We start from the raw sequence: 23687 nt of genomic DNA, 5'->3' as shown, positions 1-23687 counted from the left end.
AACCAATGCACCAGGAATCACCTATCAAACGCAGAGTCTCGCGACAGATTCGCGTGGGCTCGGTACTGGTTGGCGGTGATGCGCCTATATCAGTACAAAGCATGACCAACACCGAAACCTGTGACGTGGCCGCGACCGTCGACCAGATTCGCCGCCTAGAAGCGGTCGGCGCCGACATCGTCAGGGTCTCGGTGCCAAGCATGGAGGCGGCTGAGGCGTTCGGTCAGATCCGCAAGCAGGTCTCGATTCCGCTGGTCGCCGATATTCACTTCGATTACAAGATCGCTCTGAAGGTCGCTGACCTGGGCGTGGACTGTCTTCGCATCAATCCAGGCAACATCGGTCGCGAAGACCGGGTCCGCGCTGTCGTCGATGCGGCGCGCCATAACGGCATTCCGATTCGGATCGGCGTCAATGCCGGGTCGCTGGAAAAGGATCTGCAGAAAAAATATGGCGAACCCACGCCGGCGGCGCTGGTTGAATCGGCGCTGCGCAACGTGGAATTTCTCGACAAGCTGGATTTCCAGGACTTCAAGGTCAGCGTCAAGGCATCGGATGTGTTCATGGCCGTCGGCGCTTACCGCCTGCTTGCACAGCAGATTGAACAACCATTGCACCTGGGAATCACCGAAGCCGGTGGATTGCGCTCGGGCACAGTGAAATCCGCTGTGGGCTTGGGAATGCTGCTCGCCGAGGGGATTGGCGACACTATCCGCATTTCGCTGGCGGCGGATCCGGTCGAAGAAATCAAGGTCGGATTCGATATTCTGAAGTCGTTGCGGTTACGCTCGCGTGGCATCAACTTCATTGCATGTCCGAGCTGTTCGCGCCAGAACTTCGACGTGGTGAAAACCATGAATGAGCTGGAAGCGCGTCTCGATGATGTGCTGGTCCCGCTGGACGTCGCGGTGATCGGCTGTGTCGTCAACGGTCCGGGTGAGGCCCGCGAGGCCGATATCGGTCTGACCGGAGGCTCGCCGAACAATCTGGTATATGTCGATGGCTCGCCCAGCGAGAAGCTGGTCAACGAGGGCCTGGTTGACCGTCTGGAATCGCTGATTCGCGATAAGATTGCCGCTAAACAAGCACTGGATGCCAATACCATCATCCGCGGCTGATTAAGGAAATATGCTTTGAAGACCCTGCAAGCCGTGCGCGGCATGAATGACATCCTGCCCGCCGATAGCGCCCTGTGGCAATATTTCGAACGCACCGTGGCGGACCTGCTCGCAGGCTACGGTTACCAGCAGATCCGTCTGCCGATAGTGGAGCCGACCGAACTGTTCAAACGCTCCATCGGCGAAGTCACCGACATCGTCGAAAAGGAAATGTACACCTTCGCCGATCGCAACGGTGATTCTCTTACCCTGCGTCCGGAAGGCACTGCCGGCTGCGTTCGGGCTATGCTCGAACACGGCTTGCTGGGTGGGGGTGTCAGTCACAAGGTATGGTATAGCGGGCCGATGTTCCGTCATGAACGTCCGCAAAAGGGCCGCTATCGCCAGTTCCAACAGATCGGTGTCGAGACGTTCAACCTCAGCGGGCCAGACATTGATGCTGAGCTGATCATCCTCAGTTGGCGGCTATGGCAGAAACTCGGTCTGGCGGAGGCGGTAACGCTTGAGCTGAACAGTCTCGGCAGTTCGGAAGACAGGGCGCGTTACCGTCAGGCGCTGGTTGAATATCTGCAGGCCTGCTTTGAACAGCTGGACGAGGATAGTCAGCGCCGGCTCGAAACCAACCCGCTACGGGTGCTGGATAGCAAAAACCCGGATACCCAGGCGTTGCTGGTCGATGCGCCGAAACTCGCCGATTATCTGAATGACGAAGCGCGGCAGCATTTTGAAGGGCTACGGGCATTGCTCGACAGCGCCGGCGTGCCCTATGTCATCAATCCGCGGTTGGTCCGTGGACTGGATTATTACGGGCTCACGGTTTTTGAATGGGTGACCGATAAGCTCGGTGCGCAGGGCACAGTCTGTGCTGGCGGCCGGTATGACGGTCTGGTTGAACAGTTGGGCGGTAAACCCGCGCCTGCCGTGGGCTTTGCCATGGGTATGGAGCGGCTGTTGCTGCTCATCGAAACTTTGGGCAAGATCCCCGACGAGCTGTCCCGCCAGGTTGACGTCTACATGGTCATGCTCGGCGAATCCGCCGCAACCGCAGGCTTCCGACTTGCCGAACAGCTACGGGATGCCTTGCCGGGCCTGCGGCTTGTAGTGCATTGTGGCGGCGGCAGTTTCAAGAGCCAGTTCAAGAAGGCGGATAAGTCTGGTGCCCTGTATGCCCTTATTCTGGGTGAGGACGAAACCGCGGCGCAGCAGATCGGGCTCAAGCCATTGCGCGATCGCAGCGAGCAGGAAAATATTGCCTGGCAGGACCTGCCGGCACGACTCAAACAACTGTTGTGAGCAGTACGGCAGCGCAAATAATTCGGGAAGGAGCGTAGGGTGGCTTACCAGACAGAAGAAGAACAGGTAGAGAAGATCAAGGAATTGTGGCAACGGCATGGTATGCCGCTGCTCACCGGCGCGATGCTTGCCCTGGCGGGCGTATTCGGCTGGAACGCCTGGACCGATTATCGCGAAACTCAGGCAGCGAATGCCTCTGCGTTGTACCAGACGATGCTCGAATCGGTGCTGGGTCAGGAAGAGACCACTGTCGAGGGGCGAACCCGTGCAGCAGAGCTGGCGCAGCAGTTGCGCGATGAGTATCCAGGTTCGCGTTATTCCCGCTACGCAGGTTTGATGCAGGCGCGGCTTGCGGTCGAGGCAGAGGACTTCGCTACGGCTGAGCGTTTGCTGAACGAAGTCGTCGAAAATGCTGATGATGAAGCGCTGAAAGAAATCGCCAAACAACGTCTGGCGCGGGTGCTGGCCCAGCAGGAGCGGGCGGAGGAAGCGCTCGCATTATTCGACTCGGAAGTGTCCGGGCCATTGCTGGCCGGACGCGAAGAAATACGCGGCGACTTGCTGCTGGGCCTTGGCCGTACCGAAGAAGCCCGTGAAGCTTATCAGTCCGCGCTCCGTGCAATACCTGATCGGCAGGCCCGTCCGCAGTTACAGCTGAAAATCGACGATCTGGCGGAGGAAGCCTAGTGAAGCAGATGTCCCGATACCTTGCCATTGGCGTGGCAGCCATCATGGTTGCTGGCTGCGGTAGTTCCAGCAAGAAAGAGCTGCCGCCGGCGGAGCTGGAAAAATTTACCGCCGAGGTTGAGCTGGAGCGGAGCTGGAAGCGCAATATCGGCGTGGGTCAGGGTGATCTGTACAACAATCTCAAGCCGACGCTGGATGGCCTGGCACTGTATGCCGCCGACGCCAAGGGCCGTGTCATTGCCATGGACCGGGACGATGGCTCGGTACGCTGGCAGACCAAGCTGGATGAACGCACCTCTGGTGCGGTTGGCGCCGGTGGCGGTCGCGTATTCGTCGGTACGCTGGATGGCGAAGTGATCGTTCTCGATGAAGAGGATGGCAGTGAGTTGTGGCGTGCGGAAGTGAGCAGCGAAGTGCTCGCGCCGCCGCAAACCAATGGCGACGTGGTCGTGGTACAGACGCAGGATGACAACATTGTCGCGCTGGACATCTCTGATGGCGATCGCCGCTGGCTGTACGAATCGAGTCTGCCAGTCCTGACCGTGCGTGGGCATGCCACGCCAGTCGTCAGCTTGCAGCAGGTCTATGCGGGCCTCGCCAGCGGCAAGGTCGTGTCGCTGGCAGCCGAAAATGGCGTGCCGATCTGGGAGCAGCGTATAGCGCAGCCCCAGGGCCGTTCGGAATTGGAACGCATGGTCGATATAGACGGCGATCTGCTGCTGGATGACCGGACACTGTACGTTGCAGCGTTCCAGGGCAATCTGGCTGCGTTGAATGTTGAAACGGGCGAGCCGCTGTGGCAGCAGCCTGCTTCCAGCTACGGCGGCCCGGGTGTTGGCTTCGGCAGTGTCTATCTCAGTCACTCCGATGGAGCCGTCGAAGCATTTGATGCCAACCGTCCGCGTACGTTGTGGCGCAACGAGGATCTGCTGCGCCGGAAGCTGACTGCGCCGGTTGCTTTCAGTAGCTACGTGGCGGTCGCCGACTACGAAGGTTATGTGCACCTGCTGGCCCAGACAGATGGTCGGCTGGTCGGCCGCATACGGGTTGACCGTAAAGGTGTACGCGTTGCGCCGATTGCCCAGGGCGACACGTTGTACGTCTATGGCAACAGCGGTGATCTGGTCGCGCTCAAACTGCGCTGATCACGAAAAAGGTTATACTTTCCCGGCCGTTGCCCATTAGGGGGCAGCGGCCGTTTTGTTTTTGTCGGCACGCCAGGCGTGCGCGGAGTAATCATGGTTCCTGTAATCGCCCTGGTGGGCCGTCCCAACGTGGGCAAGTCCACGCTGTTCAACCGTCTGACCAAAAGTCGTGACGCTATCGTAGCTGATATGGCCGGGCTTACCCGGGACCGCCAGTATGGCGAGGCTGTCTGGCAGGGCAAGAAGTTCATCGTGGTCGATACTGGTGGTATCAGTGGCGACGAGCAGGGTATCGATACCGTCATGGCCGGGCAGTCGCTGCTGGCGATTGAAGAAGCCGATGCAGTGCTGTTTCTGGTAGACGCGCAAGCGGGGCGTACCGCCGCTGACGAGATGATCGCAGAGCACCTGCGCAAGCGCGACAAGCACACCTTTCTGATCGCCAACAAGCTGGACGGCGCGCAACAGGACTCCATTGTTGGCGAGTTCTCATCCCTGGGTCTGGGCGCGCCTCTGCCAATTGCTGCGGCGCATGGGCGCAATATCAATCCCATGCTTGAGGCAGTGCTCGGCAGCGAAGGGGTTGTCAGTGCTGAAGTCGATGCGGACGGAGAGGCCCTGGCACCCCGCGTGATCAAGCCGATAGGCACCAAGATCGCCATCATCGGGCGACCTAACGTTGGTAAGTCGACGCTGGTCAACCGCATGCTGGGTGAGGACCGGGTCGTCGTATTCGACCAGGCGGGCACCACGCGCGACACCATTTATATCCCCTACGAGCGTCACGACAAGCCCTATACGCTGATCGATACAGCGGGGGTGCGTCGTCGCGGCAAGGTATTCGAGGCAGTCGAGAAGTTCTCGGTCATCAAGGCACTGCAAGCCATCGAAGACGCCAACGTGGTGATTTTCGTGGTCGATGCCCGCGAAGGCATTGTCGATCAGGACCTGCATCTGCTCGGTTTCGTACTTGAGGCAGGGCGTGCACTCGTTGTCGCGGTGAACAAGTGGGACGGCATGGATGAGAGCGAGAAGGACTACGTCAAGATCGAGCTGCAGCGTCGGCTGATTTTCACGCAGTTCGCTGATCTGCACTTCATCTCGGCCTTGCATGGCAGCGGCGTAGGCTTGCTGTACAAGTCGGTGGACAAGGCATACGAAAGTGCCATGACCAAGATCCCGACCAAGCGCATGACTGAGATTCTGGAAGCCGCCGTGGCGGAGCATCAGCCGCCGCTGGTCAATGGTCGCCGGATCAAGCTGCGTTACGCGCACCTGGGTGGCTCGAATCCGCCGATTATCGTTATCCATGGCAACCAGGTCGACGCCGTTCCGCGCTCCTACACCCGTTATCTGGAAAACACCTTCCGCAAGGTCCTGAAGCTTGCGGGTACGCCGATACGGGTGGAGTACAAGGGCGGCGACAATCCCTTTGCCGATCGCAAGAACGCCTTGAGTGAGCGGCAGGTGAACAAGAAGCGCCGTCTGATGAGCCACCACAAGAAAGCCGAGAAAAAGCGCAAGGACAAGCGCTGATGAACAGGGCCGGCGCCGCAATGGCCGCCGGCCCGTTTTGCTGCTGCTACGATAGTCCGTCACCGTCCCGACCCGGGCGGGATCACCCGTTCGACAGACTTACCCGGTAAGCGTTAACCCGTAGTCAGTCCCGGAGCACATAGGACAGGATCTCGACCACCTGATCAGTAGTCGTGGCCCAGGCCATGGCGGCGGCGTCGACTTCCTTGAGCGGGTGGATGATGTCCTCTGCGTGCAAGGTGACGTAGGGCTTGTCCAGCGCGGCGCAGTACCCTGCGTCAAAGGCTGCGTTCCATTGCTTGTATTTGTCCCCGAAGCGGACGATCACCAGATCGCTTTGCTCGATAAGCGTCTTGGTACGGATGGCATTGATCTTGGCCGACTTGTGATCCCGCCAGAAGCTATCTTCCTCGCTGCCAAGATGATCTCCGGCGGCATCGCTGGCTTCATGGTCGGTGACGGCTGAGGTGAATTCAATGTCCAGCCCTTTGGCTTTGGCGCCGTGTTTGATCTCGTCCCGCCAGTCGGTATGGATCTCTCCGGATAGATAGACAATAAAACGCATGTGATCTCCTGCTGTATCGAACGCCAGCCCTTGAGGGTTAGCGTTATGAAAGGGTGGGGCGGACGGCTTTGCGTTCGCGCGGCCGCCCAGTGGGATCAGGCAGCCCGCGCTTCGGGTTGGCGCTTGGCACGGTTCAGCGCGCTGAGCAGAGCGCGGAAACTCGCGGTGGTCAGGTTTTCGTCAATGCCGACGCCGTGCAGAGGTCTGCCATTGTTCAGGCGGATCTCTATATAAGCAGCGGCCTTGGCATTGGTGCCTGAACCGATGGCGTGCTCGTGGTAGTCCATGATTTCGACCTTATCCGGCAGGCCGGCTACCAATGCTTCCAGGGGGCCTTTGCCCAGGCCGCGCCAGTGTTGTGTTTCCCCCTCGTTGAGGATTTCCACATCTACTGTGCTGGTGCCGTTCTCCTCTTGCAGGCGGTGACGGATCAATGCATAGGGCGTGCTGGCTTGCAGGTATTCCTGATCAAGCAACTGGTAGATCTGCTCGGCAGTCATTTCCAGTCCGAGGCGATCGGTTTCCCGCTGCACAACCTGACTGAATTCGATCTGCATGCGACGGGGCAGGCTGATGCCGTACTCCTGTTCGAGCAGATAGGTAATACCGCCCTTGCCTGACTGGCTGTTGACGCGGATGACCGCTTCATAACTGCGGCCGATATCCGCCGGATCGATGGGCAGGTAAGGGACTTCCCAAATACCGTCCGGATCCTGCTGGGCGAAGCCCTTGCGGATGGCGTCCTGATGCGAGCCTGAAAAGGCCGTATGGACCAGATCTCCGACATAGGGATGGCGCGGATGAACAGGCAGCTGGTTGCATTCTTCAACTACCTTGCGCACGGCGTCGATGTCCGAGAAGTCCAGTCTGGGATTAACACCCTGGGTGTACATGTTCAGAGCGACGGTCACCAGATCCACGTTGCCAGTACGCTCGCCGTTGCCGAATAGACAGCCTTCAACGCGATCCGCCCCTGCCATCAGGCCAAGCTCGGTAGCGGCGACGCCTGTGCCGCGATCATTATGCGTATGCAGACTGATCAGTACGCTGTCACGCCGATTGATATGGCGCCCGAACCATTCGATCTGGTCCGCATAGATATTCGGCGTTGCCGCTTCGATGGTGGCAGGAAGATTGAGGATCAGTTTGTTGTCAGGGGTGGGCTGAAAGACTTCAATCACGGCGTTGCATACCTCCACCGCGAAATCGGTTTCGGTGGAGCTGAACACTTCCGGCGAGTACTCGAAGCGCCAGTCAGTCTCGGGGCGCTCGGCAGCCAGCCGGGAAATGATCTGCGCAGCGTTGACTGCAATGTCTATTACACCGGCCTTGTCCTGGTTGAAGACAATACGGCGGAAGCTGGGCGCAGTCGCGTTGTAATAGTGAATGATTGCGCGTTTGGCATCCTTGACCGAATCAAAGGTGCGCTGAATCAGATCTTCCCGCGCTTGGGTCAAAACCTGAATAGTCACGTCATCCGGAATATGGCCGCCTTCGATGAGTTCGCGCACGAAGTCAAAATCGGTCTGTGAGGCTGACGGAAATCCGACTTCGATCTCCTTGATGCCCACCTGCACCAGCGTCTTGAAAAAACGCATTTTCTTCTCGGCGTCCATCGGCTCGATAAGCGATTGGTTGCCGTCGCGCAGATCGGAGCTCAACCAGATAGGCGCTTCGCTGATGGTGCGTGATGGCCACTGACGGTCCGGGATGTCCAGGGTCGGGAAAGCATGGTAGCGGCTGGATGGGTTATCAATCATTGGCATCTTGTGAATCCTGTACGGGTTGGCCTTTTGGGCCTGAAAAATAAGAAGGCAGCGCTGGGTAAGTCCGGATGTCAGGCACGCAGTCGTGCGCTGACCAGACGAAGGCAGGCGAATTGACGCAAAGTGAAGCGGACGGCTGATGTGTGCATGGAAGGAACACTACCGAGAGGGATGATATATGGCAAGCTACTCCTGAATAACGCTGGATTAATGCGCTTGCCAATTAATCGCCGCAATAATGTTCCAAAAAATGGCATTCATTGTTATGAGCATGGCGCAGGTCAAGAAGCCCGGGCGTGACGCCCAGGCCGGGAGGATCAGGTGCCCAGAGACGTTACTCCGGGTTCAGACTCAGCGTTTGATGCGCCGGGCAGGCGCATATCACGCAGATCGCGAAGGTCCATGCCGCTGGGGTGCTGATACACGCGTAAGCCAAACTCCGGCAATATCGCGAACAGGTGGTCGAAGATATCCGACTGGATGCCTTCGTATACACCCCAGGAAACGGTGTTGGTAAAGCAGTAAATCTCCAGCGGCAAACCATCGGCCGTTGGGTTCATCTGCCGCACCATCAACGTCATGTGCTGGTGAATGCCGGGATGGCTGCGCAAGTAACGCTCCACATAAGCCCGGAAGGTTCCGATGTTGGTGATCCGGCGGGTATTGACCGGCTCCTTCCCCTGCTCGAGCAGTTCCTTGTTCCAGGCCTCGATCTCCAGCTGTTTCTCGTCGAGATACTCTCTCAGTAAGCGGAAACGCCGCAGGTGACTGGTTTCGTCGCCGTCGAGAAAATGCACACTCTGCTGGTCCAGCATGATGCTGCGCTTGATGCGCCGGCCGCCACTTTCCTGCATGCCACGCCAGTTCTTGAATGGCTCAGAGATCAGGCGTTTGGTCGGGATGGTGGTGATCGTCTTGTCCCAGTTCTGCACTTTGACGGTATGCAGCGCAATATCGATTACATCACCGTCGGCGCTCAGTGCGGGCATCTCGATCCAGTCACCGACGCGCAGAATATCGTTTGAGCTGATTTGTACGCTGGCGACCAACGAGAGCAAGGTGTCCTGGAAAATCAACATGAGAACCGCCGCCATCGCCCCCAGACCTGACAACAGGATGAGCGGTGAGCGGTCGATCAGGGTGGCGATCATCAGAATGGTCGCCAGCGCATAGATCACGATATTGACGATCTGCACGTAACCTTTAATTGGCTTGAGATGCGCCTTGGGTCGTCGCTCGTAAATTGTGTTGATCAGGGTCAGCGTGTTGGTAATGGCCAGTGCGATGGTGAGAATGATGAACGCACTGCACACGTTACGCACCACGATGACGACTACTTCCGGCATGCCCGGAACCAGTCCGATCCCGATAGACAGGATGATGGCCGGCACAACGTTGGCGAGGCGCGAGATAACATGTGACTGGCGCACCTCGGAGGTACCCCCGCCCAGGGGTGTTGCCCTGATCAGGCGCAGAAGACCGCGAATCAGGACCTTTTTGACGAGCCAATTGGCCAGCCAGGCGGCCAGGACAAGCAAGCCCACCGCAATGAGTGTGTACAGGTAGGGGTAGTGTTCAAGCCATTCCTGGGCATCGTTATAAAGATCGTTCATGGTGCTCTCGTTAGGTTCCGTGACAAGGATGATACTCGGTAGCTTGCAGACTCAGGGGGTGAACGAGCCGATGAATATTGCCGGGTCCACGCGGACATTGTTCAAGCTGACATTCCAGTGAAGGTGAGGGCCGGTGGCGCGCCCGGTCGCGCCAACCTTGCCGAGTTTTGCGCCACGCTCCAGTTCGTCCCCGACTTGCACGTCAACGGCTGACAGGTGGCAGACCATGCTTATCAGCCCCTGACCGTGATCAACGAAGACGGTTTTACCGTTGAAGAAATAATCGCCAACCAATATGACTCTTCCCGCTGCTGGCGTTTGGATCGGCGTGCCGGCGGACGCTGCGAAATCGAGGCCCGAGTGCGGGTTGCGTTCTTCTCCATTGAAGAAACGACGCAGGCCGAACGCGCTGGATAGTCGCCCATCAACCGGCCGGTCAAACAGAAGATTGCTCGGTTGCCGTGGGCTGAAGGTCTGGTAGGCGCTGGTCTGTTCCGACAGCTCCCGCTGGATGCGCTTGAGGCGCGCGGCATCGGGTGTCACCTGTTGTTGATTCTTGAGTGTGATGTGCTGGGATTCGTACTCTCTGGGCTTGACGCTGAACGGCACGCGCGTGCCATCAGCCAGGACGATATGCTCGGTTCCGGGCGAAGTGTTCAGCGGGATCCCGGCAATTGCGATCCAGCGGGTGCCGTCCTCCCGTACGATCAGCAGTGGATTGTCGCGATAGCGGGCGCGCGGCGCCTGCGGTTGTTCCGGTAGTCCGATGACGGCTACGCCACCGGGCACGGGTTTGTTAAGCAGCCGGGTCAGGAAACCTTCCGCCAGGGCGGAAAGGCTCAGGCTGCTTAATAAGCACAGGAAAAACAGTTTGCGGATCATGTTCAGTCTAATAGCGGAAGTGTGTGGGGCTCGGAAGAGTTCGATTCGACCCGAAGCGCAAGACGCCCGTCGCTGAGGCGGGCTTCAAGACGCTGCCCGGGCCGTGCATCAGTATGGCTGCGTACCGCGCGGCCCTGCTGGTCGAGCAGGATACTGTATCCGCGGCCAAGCGTGGCCAGGGGGCTGACCAGATGCAAGGTCTGACCAAGATTGCCGAGTCGCTGACGATGGGTCTCGAGCGACTGGTGCATCGCCCGCGGCAAGCGTTGGTCCAGATGCGCCAATTGCTGACGCAGTAATTCAATGGTCTGGCCTGGATGCTGCGCCTGTAGCCGCCCTTGCAGGCGCTCGAATCGTTGCGTGAAACGTAATTGCTGCTGCATCTGGGCACGCCGCAGCCGTAACTCCAGGTCGTCCAGCTTTTGCGCTTGCTGTGAGAGCCGTTCGCCAGGATGGCGCAATCGCTTGCGCAGGCTATCCAGGGCCGCCTGCTCGCGACCCAGGTGGGCGCGCATGCATTGGCGTAGCTGGCGTTGGACGCGTTCAAGCTGTGACAGCATCGCCTGTTGATCCGGGCTCAGCAATTCGGCTGCGGCAGAGGGGGTCGGGGCTCGCACGTCGGCAACAAAATCGCTGATGGACACATCGGTCTCGTGTCCGACAGCGCAGACGGTCGGCGTAACGCACGCATGCAACGCACGGGCAACGGCCTCCTCATTGAACGGCCAGAGATCTTCCAGTGAGCCACCGCCGCGGGCCATGATCAGCGCGTCAAAGCCGCTGCGGTCCGCCAGCTGAAGAGCCTTGACGATCTGTGGTGCGGCGTCGCGGCCCTGAACGGGTGTAGGTACGACTACCAGCTCCACGAAGGGCGCACGGCGACCGAACACGCTGATGATGTCGCGCACCGCCGCGCCACTCGGCGAGGTAATGACGCCGATGCGCCGAGGGTGAGTCGGTAACGTCCGTTTGCTGGCGGCATCGAATAAACCTTCGGCCTGCAGTTTGGCCTTGAGCGCCTCGAATGCCTGGCGCAATGCCCCGTCCCCGGCTGGCTCGATGCTATCGAGGATCAATTGATAATCGCCACGCCCTTCATACAGGCTTACCCGGCCGCGGGCGCGGATCAGCAACCCGTCACGCAGGTCCAGGCGAACCCGTGCGGCGTGTTGGCGAAACAGCGCGCAGCGCACCTGAGCCTTGCTGTCCTTCAGGGTGAAGTACATGTGGCCGGAGGAGGGACGCGACAGATTGGACAGTTCACCTTCGACCCAGATACGCGGAAATACCTCCTCGAGCAGGCTGCGCGCGCGCGCGTTAAGCTGGCTGACGGTAAGGATTTCGCGCTCGGTATTCAGGCGTTGGAATATGGCATTGTCATTCATCGGTGCATCTTAACGCGGAACGCGGCGGGGGGTTAGGGTCTGGTGCCGTCTGGCCAAGGCTGCGAGTCACCAGACAAGTGTGCAATATTAAATTGTCCGCCTGCGTGATTCCAATTGAGTGCCTTCGACCTGATAGGTATAATGACGCGCTTCCATTTTTCCCGCTCGGGAGCCTCCGTTATGCTGCGAATAAGCCAAGAAGCCCTTACCTTCGACGATGTTCTGTTGGTGCCAGGTTACTCTGAAGTACTGCCCAATGATGTCAGCCTCAAGACCCGGCTTACCCGGCGTATCGAACTGAATATTCCGCTGCTGTCTGCTGCCATGGATACCGTAACCGAAGCCCGGTTGGCGATCGCCATGGCTCAGGAAGGAGGCATGGGGATCATCCACAAGAACATGACGATTGATCAGCAGGCTGCTGAAGTCCGCAAGGTCAAGAAGTACGAATCTGGCGTGGTCAAGGATCCGATTACCATCGATGCCAGCGCCACCGTTGGCGATCTGATTGAACTGACGCGCCAACACACCTTCTCCGGCGTACCGGTGCTGTCCAATGGCGGTCTGGTGGGCATTGTCACCGCCCGTGACGTGCGCTTTGAAACCCGTATGGATGCGCTGATCAGCGATGTCATGACGCCCAAGGACAAACTGGTGACGGTGAAGGAGGGCGTCAGCGCCGCCGAGGTCCGCGAACTGCTACATCGCCACCGGATCGAGAAAGTGCTGATTGTCGATGACGCTTTCCATCTCAAGGGCATGATGACCGTCAAGGATATCGAGAAAGCCCGCGCCTATCCCAATGCGGCCAAGGACGACCAGGGTCGCCTGCTGGTGGGTGCCGCTGTCGGCACCGGTCAGGAAACCGCTGACCGCGTAACGGCGCTGGTCGCTGCTGGCGTCGATGTGGTGGTGGTCGATACGGCTCACGGCCACTCCAAGGGCGTGATCGACCGCGTTCGCTGGGTCAAGCAGAACTTCCCGGAGATCCAGGTGATCGGCGGCAACATCGCTACCGGCGCAGCTGCATTGGCGCTGGCTGAAGCGGGCGCTGATGCAGTCAAGGTGGGCATTGGTCCCGGTTCCATCTGCACGACCCGTATCGTGGCCGGCGTCGGTGTGCCGCAAATCTCGGCCATTGCCGACGTGGCTGCAGCCTTGAAGGATACCGACATCCCCTTGATTGCCGACGGCGGTATCCGCTTTTCAGGCGACCTGTCCAAGGCTATCGCCGCCGGTGCATCGGTAGTGATGATGGGCTCGATGTTTGCGGGTACCGAAGAGGCACCAGGCGAAATCGAGCTGTTCCAGGGCCGCTCATACAAAGCCTATCGGGGGATGGGTTCGATGGGCGCCATGGCGCAGAGCCAGGGATCATCCGACCGCTACTTCCAGGATTCCAGTGCCGGCGCAGAGAAACTGGTTCCCGAGGGGATCGAAGGTCGCGTTCCGTACAAGGGTTCACTTGGCGCCATCATCCATCAGCTGATGGGCGGGCTGCGTGCGTCCATGGGCTACACTGGCAGCGCCTCGATCCAGGAGATGCGCAGCAAGCCGGAGTTTGTCCGGATCACCGGAGCAGGCATGAGCGAATCCCACGTGCACGACGTGCAGATTACCAAGGAAGCGCCCAATTACCGGGTGAGTTGATTGGACTGAACGTGCCAACGCTCAGCGCTGCGGCAGGCTCGCTTGAGTTTCCAGCAAATATAAGGTGCCGGAAGCGGGCGGCGGGATGCGAAGTCACTTCGCCGTCCCGCTACCGGCTTCCGGCTTTTAGCTACACGCTCTTTCCGAAGGAAAGCACATGATTCACGATATTCACGCGCACCGGATCCTGATCCTCGATTTCGGCTCCCAGTACACTCAATTGATCGCCCGTCGCGTACGCGAGATCGGTGTCTACTGCGAAATTCGCGCATGGGATATGGACGAAGCGGATATTCGTGCTTACGCCCCCAAAGGCATCATCCTGGCTGGCGGACCGGAGTCCGTGCCGAACGAGGGTTCACCGCGTGCGCCGGAAGTGGTGTATGAACTGGGCGTGCCAGTGCTGGGCATCTGCTATGGCATGCAGACCATGGCAGCGCAGCTCGGTGGTAGCGTCAAGGGTTCAGACAAGCAGGAATTCGGCTATGCGCGCGTTGATATCGTTGGCAAGAGCGCGCTGCTGGACGGCATAGAAGATCACGTTGACGCTGATGGCATGTTCGGACTGGACGTGTGGATGAGTCATGGCGACAAGGTCATGGACCTGCCTGAGGGCTTTCATATCATCGCCAGCACGCCCAGTTGTCCGATCGCGGCTATGGGCGATGAGAGCCGCCACTTCTACGGGGTGCAGTTTCATCCTGAAGTAACCCATACCAAGCAGGGCTTGCGCCTGATGTCGCGCTTCCTGCTGGAGCTGTGCGGCTGTGAAGCGCTCTGGACGCCCTCCAATATTGTCGAGGACGCCATTGCGACAGTGCGCGAGCAGGTCGGTGACGCCAAGGTGCTGCTGGGCCTTTCCGGCGGCGTGGATTCCTCTGTCGTTGCTGCCTTGTTGCATCAGGCTATCGGTGATCAGCTCACCTGCGTATTCGTCGATAACGGTCTGTTGCGCCTGCATGAGGGCGATCAGGTCATGGCCATGTTCGCCGAGAACATGGGCGTGAAAGTAATTCGCGTAGACGCCGAGGATATGTTCCTGTCCAGGCTACTGGGCGTTACCGACCCGGAAGAGAAGCGCAAGATCATTGGCCGCAGCTTCATCGAAGTATTCGATCAGGAAGCGACCAAGCTGGAAGGCATCCGCTTCCTGGCCCAGGGCACTATCTACCCGGACGTGATCGAGTCGGCGGGAGCCAAGACCGGCAAGGCTCACGTAATCAAATCCCACCACAACGTGGGCGGTCTCCCGGATGACATGGCGTTCGATCTGGTTGAGCCGCTACGTGAGCTGTTCAAGGATGAAGTGCGCAAGATCGGCCTCGAGCTCGGGCTGCCCTACGATATGGTCTACCGTCATCCGTTCCCCGGCCCGGGCCTGGGTGTACGGATTCTTGCGGAAGTGCGTAAAGAATACGCGGAGATTCTGCGGCGCGCCGATCACATCTTCATCGAAGAACTGCGCCGGGCTGACCTCTACCATAAGACCAGCCAGGCGTTCGCGGTCTTTCTGCCAGTGCGCTCGGTCGGCGTGGTCGGGGATGGTCGTCGTTACGAATGGGTAATCGCGCTGCGCGCGGTGGAAACCATCGATTTCATGACGGCGCGCTGGGCGCATCTGCCCTACGAGTTCCTTGAACTGGTATCCAACCGCATCATCAACGAAATCAGCGGTATATCGCGGGTGACCTACGATATTTCCAGCAAGCCGCCGGCCACTATCGAGTGGGAGTGAGTTGCAGCAGCGGGGCGCTCCGGTACCCCGTCTTTGCCCCCGAAGGGGATAGTGGAACTACCAGCGAGTAAACCGATGAACAGCAGCGAAAAGATCTATTCCGGCAAGACAAAAGACCTGTACGCCCTGGCGAATGACAACATCCTTCTCGTCTTCAAGGACGACGTCACCGGTAGTGAGGATGGCGTCATCGAACCGGGTGCCAACACCGTCATCGGTCAGGTTGAAGGCAAGGGCCGAAAGTCTCTCGCCATGACCGAGCATTTCTTCAAGTGTCTCCATGCCGCTGGCATCCCTACCCATCTGGTGCGTCTCGACCTCGAGCAGGCCAGCATGGAAGTCCGTCGCGCCGAGCCCCTGGGCAAGGATATCAGCGGCAAGGGCGGCCTCGAATTCATCTGCCGCACCCGGCCTTGGGGCAGCTTCCAGCGCCGTTACCAAAATTACATCGGTGAAACTACGAGTACGCTCGACTACCTCGTCGAGATCACCATCAAGGACGACGAACGCGGTGATCCGCTCATCAACGACGACACCATCGTTGCCCTCGGCCTCCTTAGCCAACAGCATCTCGATCAGGCCAAGGATCTCACCCGTCAGGTGTGCCGTATTGTCGAGTCAGACCTGACCGACAAGGGACTCAGTCTGATCGACATGAAGATCGAAATCGGCTTCGTCGATGGCGAGGTCGTGGTCATCGACGAGGTCTCGGCAGATGCGATGCGGGTCATGGACGGCGAAGGCAAAGTGCTGGAACACGGGACGCTGTACGAACAGCTGATTTGCTAGGGTGCTGGGGCACAGCTAACAGCATCAACTCCACGAAGCCCGTAGTTCATGACTGCGGGCTTTACTTCGTATGGGGCAAGAGGGCGGTCGACAAGGCTCTCCAACCGCAGTCCATCAATAGTTTCACCGTGCGAGATACGATAAGCTTTCATTATTGCTATTCAAAATTAGCAGTTAGCCTGTGATCCTCCTATGGGCTGCTGATAACCATTGTTCACAATTTAATTTTGTGCAATATAGTTCGCTTTTTTCGATGCTTGAATTGCCGATTTGATGTGGTAGATCGTTACCCGCTCCAGGCGTCGCGTCAAAGTGGCTGCTCGGCTTATCGCTGTTTCTAGCGCTTTTAAGAGTAAATATTTGGGATGGTATTGTTATGGTATTGCTTGGGTGTTTATTTTTAATACACTGATTTTTAAGGTAAAATTTTATCTGCTGATAATCGAGTGGGAGTGACTTACCGCTTGGCATGCCCAGAGCCGAGTTCATAGACAATTCATAGCGTAGCGAAAAGCCCGCACATTTGCGGGTTTTTCATTTTTCGTCTGTCGGAGGCCCGCGCTGGTAACCTCATACACGGAAACATCATCGGAAAAACTTTGTAGGAGCCAATCATATGAGCACTATCCGCGCCGCTATCGTCGGCTACGGCAACCTGGGCAAGTCCGTGGAAAAAATTATCGGGCTGCAGCCGGATATGGAGCTGGTGGGCATCTTCTCCCGCCGCACCGAGTTGGACACCGAGACCCCGGTTTTTCCGATCGACGAGATCGCTAATTACGCCGATCGGGTGGACGTGCTCTTCCTCTGTTTGGGCAGCGCCACGGATATCCCCGAGCTCGCGCCGCAGTACGCGAAGTTCGCCAACACCGTGGATACCTATGATAACCACCGCGACGTTCCGCGCCACCGTCAGGTGATGGATGAAGCAGCCAGGAAGGCCGGCAATGTTGCGCTGGTGTCCACCGGTTGGGACCCGGGCATGTTCTCCCTGAATCGGACTTTGGCCGAGGCCATCCTGCCGAACGCTCAGCAGCACAGCTTTTGGGGGCCGGGTTTGTCGCAGGGGCATTCCGATGCGGTGCGCCGTGTCGCGGGTGTGAAAAAGGGTGTGCAGTATACGCTGCCCTCCGGAGCGGCGCTGGAGCTGGCCCGCAAGGGCGAGGCGGGAGATTTGAGTGGTAAGCAGGCGCATGTGCGCCAGTGCTGGATAGTCGCGGATGAGGCCGATCAGCAGCGCATCGAGAACGACATCCGCACCATGCCGGACTACTTCGTCGGCTACCAGACCGAGGTCCACTTCATTGATGAAGAGACCTTCGACCGTGAGCACACCGGCATGCCGCATGGCGGCCATGTGGTCACCACCGGCGACACCGGCGGTTTTAGTCACACTATCGAGTACATCCTGAAGCTGGACCGCAATCCGGACTTCACCGCCGCTGTCCAGGTGGCCTACGGCCGTGCGGCACACCGTTTGAAAGCTGCCGGTCAGAGCGGTGCCTTTACAGTGCTGGAAGTCGCTCCTTACCTGATATCACCTACCCCGCTGGACGAGCTAATCGCGCGCGACGTCTAGGCGGAACTGATCAGTGGGTTGCACAGCATTAGCGACGCCGAGGCCGCGCGGCTGGCGATCACCCAACAAATGTCTTTTGCCGACATGTTCGCCTCGCGTTTACGTCAGGCGCTTGACGTGTCGCAAGAGCGGGAAATCGGTGTGGTCAGTTTCTTCTCGTTTGCCAGCGGCTTTCTAACTGGAAAGTATCGTGGCCGGGAAGATATACAGGGCAATGCCCGTCCCGCCCAGACGGCGTTGGCCTGGATGCTGATCCGTCCCGGCGTTACGGCCCCCATCGAGGTCCATGCGACAGCACGCCATGGAGATTGACTATTCGTAATCGAGTGGCAGTGAGTCGTTTTTTTGAGGTTGGCAGGCTGTGACGCGGTCGATGCTCGCGCCCCGCTTTCTTTTGATATTAATTTGCTGACTACGTCGCATTTCGCAAGGTAAGTCTGAACCATTTTTGTAGGGGGTGGGCCTGAGCTTCTGATTGGCCCTCCGCTACAGGGATGTATCTATGCAATACCGAGCTGAAATCGACGGTTTAAGAGCGCTAGCTGTCATCCCAGTCATCCTTTTTCACGCCGGATTTTCCGTCATCAGTGGCGGTTTTATCGGTGTAGATATCTTTTTCGTCATCAGCGGTTATCTAATCACCTCAATCTTGATCAGCGAACTGGCGAATGCAAGGTTCAGTCTGGCTGATTTTTACCTGAGGCGAGCCAGAAGGATATTGCCTGTCCTGTTTCTAGTGGTCGCTGTATCTGTTCCTTTCAGCTACATGTTATTGATGCCCAGGGATTTTGACGATTTTGCGCAAAGCGTGGGGGCTGTCTCGATCTTTTCCTCGAACATACTGTTCTGGATGGAGAGTGGATACTTCGACACATCTGCTGAATTGAAGCCGCTTCTTCACACCTGGAGTCTGGCAGTTGAGGAGCAGTTTTATATTTTCTTCCCCTTGTTTCTTATGGCCTCCTGGCGCTGGGGTAAAAAGTTCGTTATAGCTTCCATCGTGTTAATTGCTGTTATCAGTCTTGCCGTCGCGCACTGGGGCGCCTATAACAAACCCACGGCGACCTACTATCTGCTGCCAACCCGAGCCTGGGAGTTATTGATGGGCTCGCTGGTTGCTTTCTACCTGAGAGACAAAAAGCCTGCCTTCTCAAGAAATACCGCCGAAATCATGAGCCTGTCGGGCTTCGGGCTCATAATGTTTTCTTTCTTTGCGTACGACAGTTCCACACCCTTTCCTTCGCTTTATGCGCTTGTCCCTATCGTTGGGGTGTGCTTGCTGATTGTGTTTACGGTAGAAGGATCCCTGGTCTATAAGCTGCTCGCCAGTCGGCTTATGGTGGGGATTGGGTTGATAAGCTATAGCGCCTATTTATGGCACCAACCGGTGCTCGCATTAGCAAAATATACTCTGCTCGACAACTACACATACATGACAATGGTGGTTCTGTGCCTTGTGGTACTGGTCATCTCCTATCTTAGCTGGCGGTTTGTGGAGGCGCCTTTTCGCAGTGGTAAGTTGTCCGAGAAGCGTTTTGTCTTCCCCGTCAGTGGTATCGGCCTGGCTTCTTTCGTGTTGTTAGGGTTTGGTATCGATAACCGGGCCTTTTTTGATAATAAGATGGTGGGCGACGATGTCGAATACATCAGTTATCTGGAATACAACGAATCCGACGACTGGCTTGGCGGGGCAAGAGTCGGGAAATGTTTCCTGACTACGAAGGAGGATAATTTTGCCTTCTTTAATGCCGACGAATGTTTGGATATATCAGATAAGAAAGCCGATATTCTTCTATTTGGCGACTCTCATGCTGCACATCTCAACAGCGCATTGCTGCATCTTTATCCCAATACGAATGTTTTACAGGCGACGTCATCCGGTTGCCTTCCCCTGCTGCCATTGACGGGGGAAAAGCGCTGCGTTGATCTGAATGACTATGTTTTCAATACGTTTCTTCCTGAAGGAGAAAAGCTGGATGTGATTATTCTGTCGGGCCGTTGGCAGCTATCTGATTCAGAAAGGCTGGAATTCACCTTGCCTTACTTGAATCAATTCGCCGATAAAATCTTCATAATCGGACCCACTGTTGAATATAGTAAAGACCTGCCAACATTGTTGGTGCAGGCATCTCTCTATGGGGCTGAGCCCGAGATGCTGGAACATTTCAGAAACGACGACCGATTCTCGGTGGACGGCGAGTTGAAAAAAGCTGTGAATAAAGACCGGGCGGAATACTTGAGCGTGATCGACACGCTCTGTTCTGAGGGCAAACAATGCCAGAGCGTGACGGCAGAAAATGTCCCGATCGCGTTTGATTACGGTCATTTTACCTTTGACGGGGCCGTTCACTCTTTGGGGCTCATGGGGCCGATGGTTGCGTATATCAACGACCTGTGAGACTGCTCGGCGGCAGAGCTACCTGTCCTGCGTCTGCAGGACGCACAAGGTCCACGGCAGTAATGCTGCGATAAGCTTCTCGCTGGCTTGACCGTAGGCGGCGACCACGCCGGGCAGCTGTTCGTCCTTCAGCGGATGCCGGGTAACGAATGTCCGGTCCGAGAGCACCCGCAGCGTGCCAGCCTCCACCAGGCGCGCGTCGAGCTCGATAACGACTTCCGCGCCGTCAGCGTATACGACCTGAAAGCGGCGCAGATTGCTGCTCAGGTGAACATCGGCATGCAGTCCGTGCTCATCGGTACTCACCGTGGCGATACCGCCGTGTTGATTGAATGACTGGGCGATGTATTCACGCAGCAGGGCTGGGGAGGGATCGGACCAGCGCGCGCCTTTGTAGGTTTTCAGCTCATGCCCGTCAGGGTTGACCAGGATACGCGGGCCGGCCAGAGTGAAGCCGGTCAGCGGCGTGTTGATCCGCAGTGACACGGGTATCGCTTCACCAGAGCCTGCAGTCTGCATTGGCGGTGCCGGAAACTGATATACCGTCATGGGTTCGGATTCAGGTAGCACGGTGCAGGCGCTGAGCCACAGCAGGCCGCCGATCAATGTACTGGTGCCAAGCAGGCGAGACAGCATGTTCACGGTTCGAACTCCTCAAGCGAGTCGCGCCCCAGAATGAAGCGGGTCGGGTTGTCTTCGAGTCGACGGGTAATGTTGCGCAGGGACGACAAGCTGCCGCGTAGCTCGCTGATGGCCGGTTCCAGCTGGCCGAGCCCGCGCATGCCATTCGCAAACGCCTCGCTATTCTCGGTCAGCATGTTCTCCAGCACCGCGCTGGTACGTGCTATCGAGTTCAATGCCTGGTCGGCGCCATCGAGGGTTCTGCTGCCTTGTTCGGTGAGTAGCGTGTTGGCATTGCTCATTAGCTGGTCGGTCTGCTCGAGGGTTCGGGTTGCCTGGGCGCTGACCTTGGTCAGCTCGGCCAGCAGGTACTCAAGGTCCTCGCCCTGACCGGCAATCACGCCGGTGGCGCGCTCAATTGAAGCGAGTGTATTGCCGATGCGCTCGACGTTCTCTTCGGAGAGGATGTCGCGGGCGCTGGCGACGAGTTGGTTGATATTGGTCATCAGGTCTTCGCCGTTGGTCAGCAATGTCGATATTGGCGAGGGCGACGCGACGATCACGGGTGTTTCGCCACTTGGCGCGCGCAATGGCGGGCTCTGCGGTGTGCCCTGGCTGAGTTCAATGACAGAGGTGCCAGTGATGCCGGTGAGCTGCAGGCGCGCCTGGGTGTTCTGCTTGATCGGAACGTCCGGTTCGATACGGATATTGGCAAGCACTCTGCGTGGGTCTTCCGGATCCAGCCGCAACCGGGTGATGTCTCCGATGCGGATGCCGCTGTATTGCACCGCGCCGCCGGTGGACAGCCCGGTAACCGTTTCGTTGAAAACAACGATGTATTCCTTGTAAGCCCGACTGGAGCTGGCGTTGCTCAGCCAGATAGCGAAGATTATGGCTGCCGCCGCGGCAAGCAGGGTGAAGAGGCCGATCAGTACATGATGCGCGCGGGTTTCCATCAATCTTGCTCCAGTTGCCGGGACAGGCTGGCAGCGTTTGCCGCAGACCGACCGCGAGGGCCATGAAAGTAATCCTGAATCCAGGGGTTGTCGGTGGCGGCCACGCGCTCCAGGCAATCAGCTACCAACACGCGCCGTTCTGACAGTACTGCGACCCGATCGCATATCGCATACAGCGTGTCCAGGTCGTGGGTGACCAGGAATACACTAAGGCCCATCGCATCGCGCAGTGTCTTGATCAGCTGATCAAAGGCAGCAGCGCCGATCGGGTCGAGCCCTGCAGTGGGCTCGTCCAGGAACAGAATGTCCGGATCCAGCGCCAGGGCCCGCGCGAGCGCAGCGCGCTTGATCATGCCGCCTGATAATTCTGACGGATATTTACTGCCTGCGTTCGGCGGCAAGCCAGCCAGAGCGAGTTTCATGCATGCCAGATGTTCGGCATCGTTCCGGCTCAGGCCAGCGTGTTCAATCAGTGGCACGGCCACATTTTCGCTGACGGTCAGGGATGAGAAGAGTGCACCGCGCTGGAATAGCACGCCGAAACGCCGCTCCATATGCGAACGTTGCTTTGCATCGAGCCGGGTAAGATCTTGGCCGAACACTTTGACGCTGCCTGCGTCTGGCGGCTTGAGCCCGATGATCGAGCGTAATAGCACTGACTTGCCGGTGCCTGAGCCGCCAATCACGCCGATGATCTCGCCGCGGTGAATATCCAAATCGAGATTCTCATGAATAACCTGGCTACCGAACCGGTTAACCAGGCCGCGTACTTCTACCAGCGGTGTGTTCTGTTCCTGACTCACCAGCCCATCTCCATATAGAAAAGGGCAGCCATGGCGTCTACCAGAATGACAACGAAAATGCATTGCACCACCGCCGACGTCGTATGTTCGCCGACTGACTCCGCGCTACCGCTGACCTTGAACCCTTCAAGGCAGCCGATGATTGCAATGAGGAAGGCAAACACCGGTGCCTTGGCCATGCCAAGCAGAAAGTGTTGCATGTCAACGTTCTGCTGCAGGAGGCCGATGAACATGGTGGGCGATATATCCAGTGCCAGGGCGCACACCATGCCACCGCCGAACAGGCCGGACAGGATCGCGATAAAAGTGAGCGCTGGCATGGCAATCAATAAGGCCAATACGCGCGGTATTACCAGTAGGTCGAGCGGGTTCAAGCCCAGAGCGCGAATGGCATCAATTTCCTCGTTTGCCTTCATTGAGCCAATTTGGGCGGTAAAGGCGCTGGCCGTGCGACCAGCCATAAGAATGGCCGTCAACAGGACGCCGAACTCACGTAAAAAGGAAAACGCAACCAGGTCGACGGTGAATATGCTCGCCCCGAACTCCGCCAGTACGGTGGCACCAAGAAAGGCGATCACTGCGCCCACCATAAAACTCAGCAGGGCGACTATCGGTACGGCGTTGAGTGCTGTTTGTTCTATCTGAGCGACAACGGCGGTAACTCGCCAGTTGCCAGGTCGTAAAAGGTTGCGTGCCAGACCGGCAAGCGTCAGGCCGATAAAGCCGAGCAGAGATACCAGATGCTCCCAGAACAGAAGCATGCTCTTGCCCACTTGCGCGAGCATATCGCCCAGCGCATTTCCGTCTGCCCGAGGTGCGCTTTCCGGAGCGAGGCTGCGCGCAATGCGCCGTAGCAGGATGCGGCGTTCTTCCGGCATGTCCGGCTGTTGCTCGGCAGCGGTTTCGAGTAATTCGCTACCGAGCAACTCAGCCAATAACTGGCCGCCGGCTGTATCGAGGTCGCCGAGGCCGCCAAGGTCGGCTTGCATCAAGGCTGTCTTGGCGCCGCCACGGCCTTCAATTAACCGACGTAGTTGTGAATAGTGCGGCAGGGTCCAGTCGCCGGTGATGACCAGGTGCAGCGGGTCACCGGGACTGTGGGACAGGAAAGGGTTTTCGGGGAGCGCCGACATGCCAGGATTCCCGAAGTGAGCCCTGCACTAAGT

Annotated in this window: 20 protein-coding genes; 11 read left to right on the top strand and 9 right to left on the bottom strand. The window is 58.0% G+C overall.

Going from position 1 to position 23687, the window contains the following annotated elements:
* The first annotated feature begins 5 nt into the window (after positions 1–5).
* The 5 genes from ispG to der all read left to right on the top strand — a co-directional run bounded on the left by ispG (position 6) and on the right by der (position 5779).
* Complete coding sequence (ispG, locus tag HG264_RS09730) at positions 6–1118, top strand: flavodoxin-dependent (E)-4-hydroxy-3-methylbut-2-enyl-diphosphate synthase (protein WP_169407471.1); 1113 nt, start codon at positions 6–8, stop codon at positions 1116–1118.
* A gap of 15 nt (positions 1119–1133) precedes the next feature.
* The gene (hisS, locus tag HG264_RS09725; RefSeq protein WP_256663655.1) at positions 1134–2411 is read left to right on the top strand and encodes a histidine--tRNA ligase; all 1278 of its coding nucleotides are present in this window, start codon (positions 1134–1136) and stop codon (positions 2409–2411) included.
* A gap of 39 nt (positions 2412–2450) precedes the next feature.
* Positions 2451–3098: a tetratricopeptide repeat protein gene (locus HG264_RS09720; RefSeq protein WP_169407470.1), complete on the top strand. Its 648-nt coding sequence runs from the start codon at positions 2451–2453 to the stop codon at positions 3096–3098.
* A gap of 8 nt (positions 3099–3106) precedes the next feature.
* Positions 3107–4243, top strand: a complete 1137-nt coding sequence (gene bamB / locus HG264_RS09715) for an outer membrane protein assembly factor BamB (protein ID WP_169409083.1) — start codon at positions 3107–3109, stop codon at positions 4241–4243.
* 93 nt (positions 4244–4336) lie between these two features.
* Positions 4337–5779, top strand: a complete 1443-nt coding sequence (gene der / locus HG264_RS09710; protein ID WP_169407469.1) for a ribosome biogenesis GTPase Der — start codon at positions 4337–4339, stop codon at positions 5777–5779.
* Positions 5780–5903: 124 nt separating this feature from the next.
* Here the strand turns inward: der and HG264_RS09705 are convergent, their stop codons facing one another.
* The 5 genes from HG264_RS09705 to xseA all read right to left on the bottom strand — a co-directional run bounded on the left by HG264_RS09705 (position 5904) and on the right by xseA (position 11990).
* Positions 5904–6344, bottom strand: a complete 441-nt coding sequence (locus HG264_RS09705; RefSeq protein WP_169407468.1) for a YtoQ family protein — start codon at positions 6342–6344, stop codon at positions 5904–5906.
* A 95-nt stretch (positions 6345–6439) separates the two neighbouring features.
* A complete protein-coding gene (gene leuA / locus HG264_RS09700) occupies positions 6440–8110 on the bottom strand; it encodes a 2-isopropylmalate synthase (RefSeq protein WP_169407467.1) in 1671 nt (556 codons plus the stop codon).
* A 317-nt stretch (positions 8111–8427) separates the two neighbouring features.
* A complete protein-coding gene (locus HG264_RS09695; RefSeq protein WP_169407466.1) occupies positions 8428–9723 on the bottom strand; it encodes a mechanosensitive ion channel family protein in 1296 nt (431 codons plus the stop codon).
* Positions 9724–9774: 51 nt separating this feature from the next.
* Entirely contained in the window at positions 9775–10602 is an 828-nt protein-coding gene (locus HG264_RS09690) for a peptidoglycan DD-metalloendopeptidase family protein (protein ID WP_372240234.1), read from the bottom strand.
* A gap of 5 nt (positions 10603–10607) precedes the next feature.
* On the bottom strand, positions 10608–11990 hold the full coding sequence (xseA, locus tag HG264_RS09685; RefSeq protein WP_169407464.1) for an exodeoxyribonuclease VII large subunit: 1383 nt from the start codon (positions 11988–11990) through the stop codon (positions 10608–10610).
* 180 nt (positions 11991–12170) lie between these two features.
* On the opposite strand from xseA, the gene guaB reads away from it, so the two are divergent.
* The 6 genes from guaB (at position 12171) to HG264_RS09655 (ending at position 20141) form a co-directional block, all read left to right on the top strand.
* Complete coding sequence (gene guaB / locus HG264_RS09680; RefSeq protein ID WP_169407463.1) at positions 12171–13640, top strand: IMP dehydrogenase; 1470 nt, start codon at positions 12171–12173, stop codon at positions 13638–13640.
* A gap of 157 nt (positions 13641–13797) precedes the next feature.
* Entirely contained in the window at positions 13798–15375 is a 1578-nt protein-coding gene (gene guaA / locus HG264_RS09675) for a glutamine-hydrolyzing GMP synthase (protein ID WP_169407462.1), read from the top strand.
* 75 nt (positions 15376–15450) lie between these two features.
* Positions 15451–16164: a phosphoribosylaminoimidazolesuccinocarboxamide synthase gene (locus HG264_RS09670; RefSeq protein ID WP_169407461.1), complete on the top strand. Its 714-nt coding sequence runs from the start codon at positions 15451–15453 to the stop codon at positions 16162–16164.
* A 616-nt stretch (positions 16165–16780) separates the two neighbouring features.
* Positions 16781–17743, top strand: a complete 963-nt coding sequence (locus HG264_RS09665) for a diaminopimelate dehydrogenase (protein WP_169407460.1) — start codon at positions 16781–16783, stop codon at positions 17741–17743.
* Positions 17744–17761: 18 nt separating this feature from the next.
* Positions 17762–18055, top strand: a complete 294-nt coding sequence (locus HG264_RS09660; RefSeq protein WP_169407459.1) for a hypothetical protein — start codon at positions 17762–17764, stop codon at positions 18053–18055.
* Positions 18056–18245: 190 nt separating this feature from the next.
* Positions 18246–20141 carry an acyltransferase family protein gene (locus HG264_RS09655; protein WP_169407458.1) on the top strand — a complete coding sequence of 632 codons (1896 nt, stop codon included), beginning with the start codon at positions 18246–18248 and terminating at the stop codon, positions 20139–20141.
* Positions 20142–20159: 18 nt separating this feature from the next.
* On the opposite strand, the gene HG264_RS09650 is transcribed toward HG264_RS09655, so the two are convergent.
* From HG264_RS09650 to HG264_RS09635, 4 genes are read right to left on the bottom strand one after another with little or no spacing between them, the layout of a single operon-like run.
* On the bottom strand, positions 20160–20777 hold the full coding sequence (locus HG264_RS09650) for an ABC-type transport auxiliary lipoprotein family protein (RefSeq protein WP_256663853.1): 618 nt from the start codon (positions 20775–20777) through the stop codon (positions 20160–20162).
* Positions 20778–20779: 2 nt separating this feature from the next.
* Positions 20780–21718, bottom strand: a complete 939-nt coding sequence (locus HG264_RS09645; RefSeq protein WP_169407456.1) for an MlaD family protein — start codon at positions 21716–21718, stop codon at positions 20780–20782.
* Positions 21718–22521 (bottom strand): ABC transporter ATP-binding protein, encoded by an 804-nt coding sequence (locus HG264_RS09640; protein WP_256663654.1) that lies wholly within the window; start codon positions 22519–22521, stop codon positions 21718–21720. Before HG264_RS09640 ends, HG264_RS09645 begins: the two co-directional genes overlap by 1 nt.
* Positions 22518–23654, bottom strand: coding sequence for an ABC transporter permease (locus HG264_RS09635; protein WP_169407454.1), 1137 nt, complete (start codon positions 23652–23654; stop codon positions 22518–22520). Before HG264_RS09635 ends, HG264_RS09640 begins: the two co-directional genes overlap by 4 nt.
* Positions 23655–23687 lie beyond the last annotated feature (33 nt).

Source organism: Pseudomonas sp. gcc21 (assembly GCF_012844345.1).
Taxonomy (GTDB): domain Bacteria; phylum Pseudomonadota; class Gammaproteobacteria; order Pseudomonadales; family Pseudomonadaceae; genus Halopseudomonas.
The sequence above is the reverse complement of the archived record's forward strand: the minus strand, read 5'-3'. Positions and strand labels throughout refer to the sequence as shown.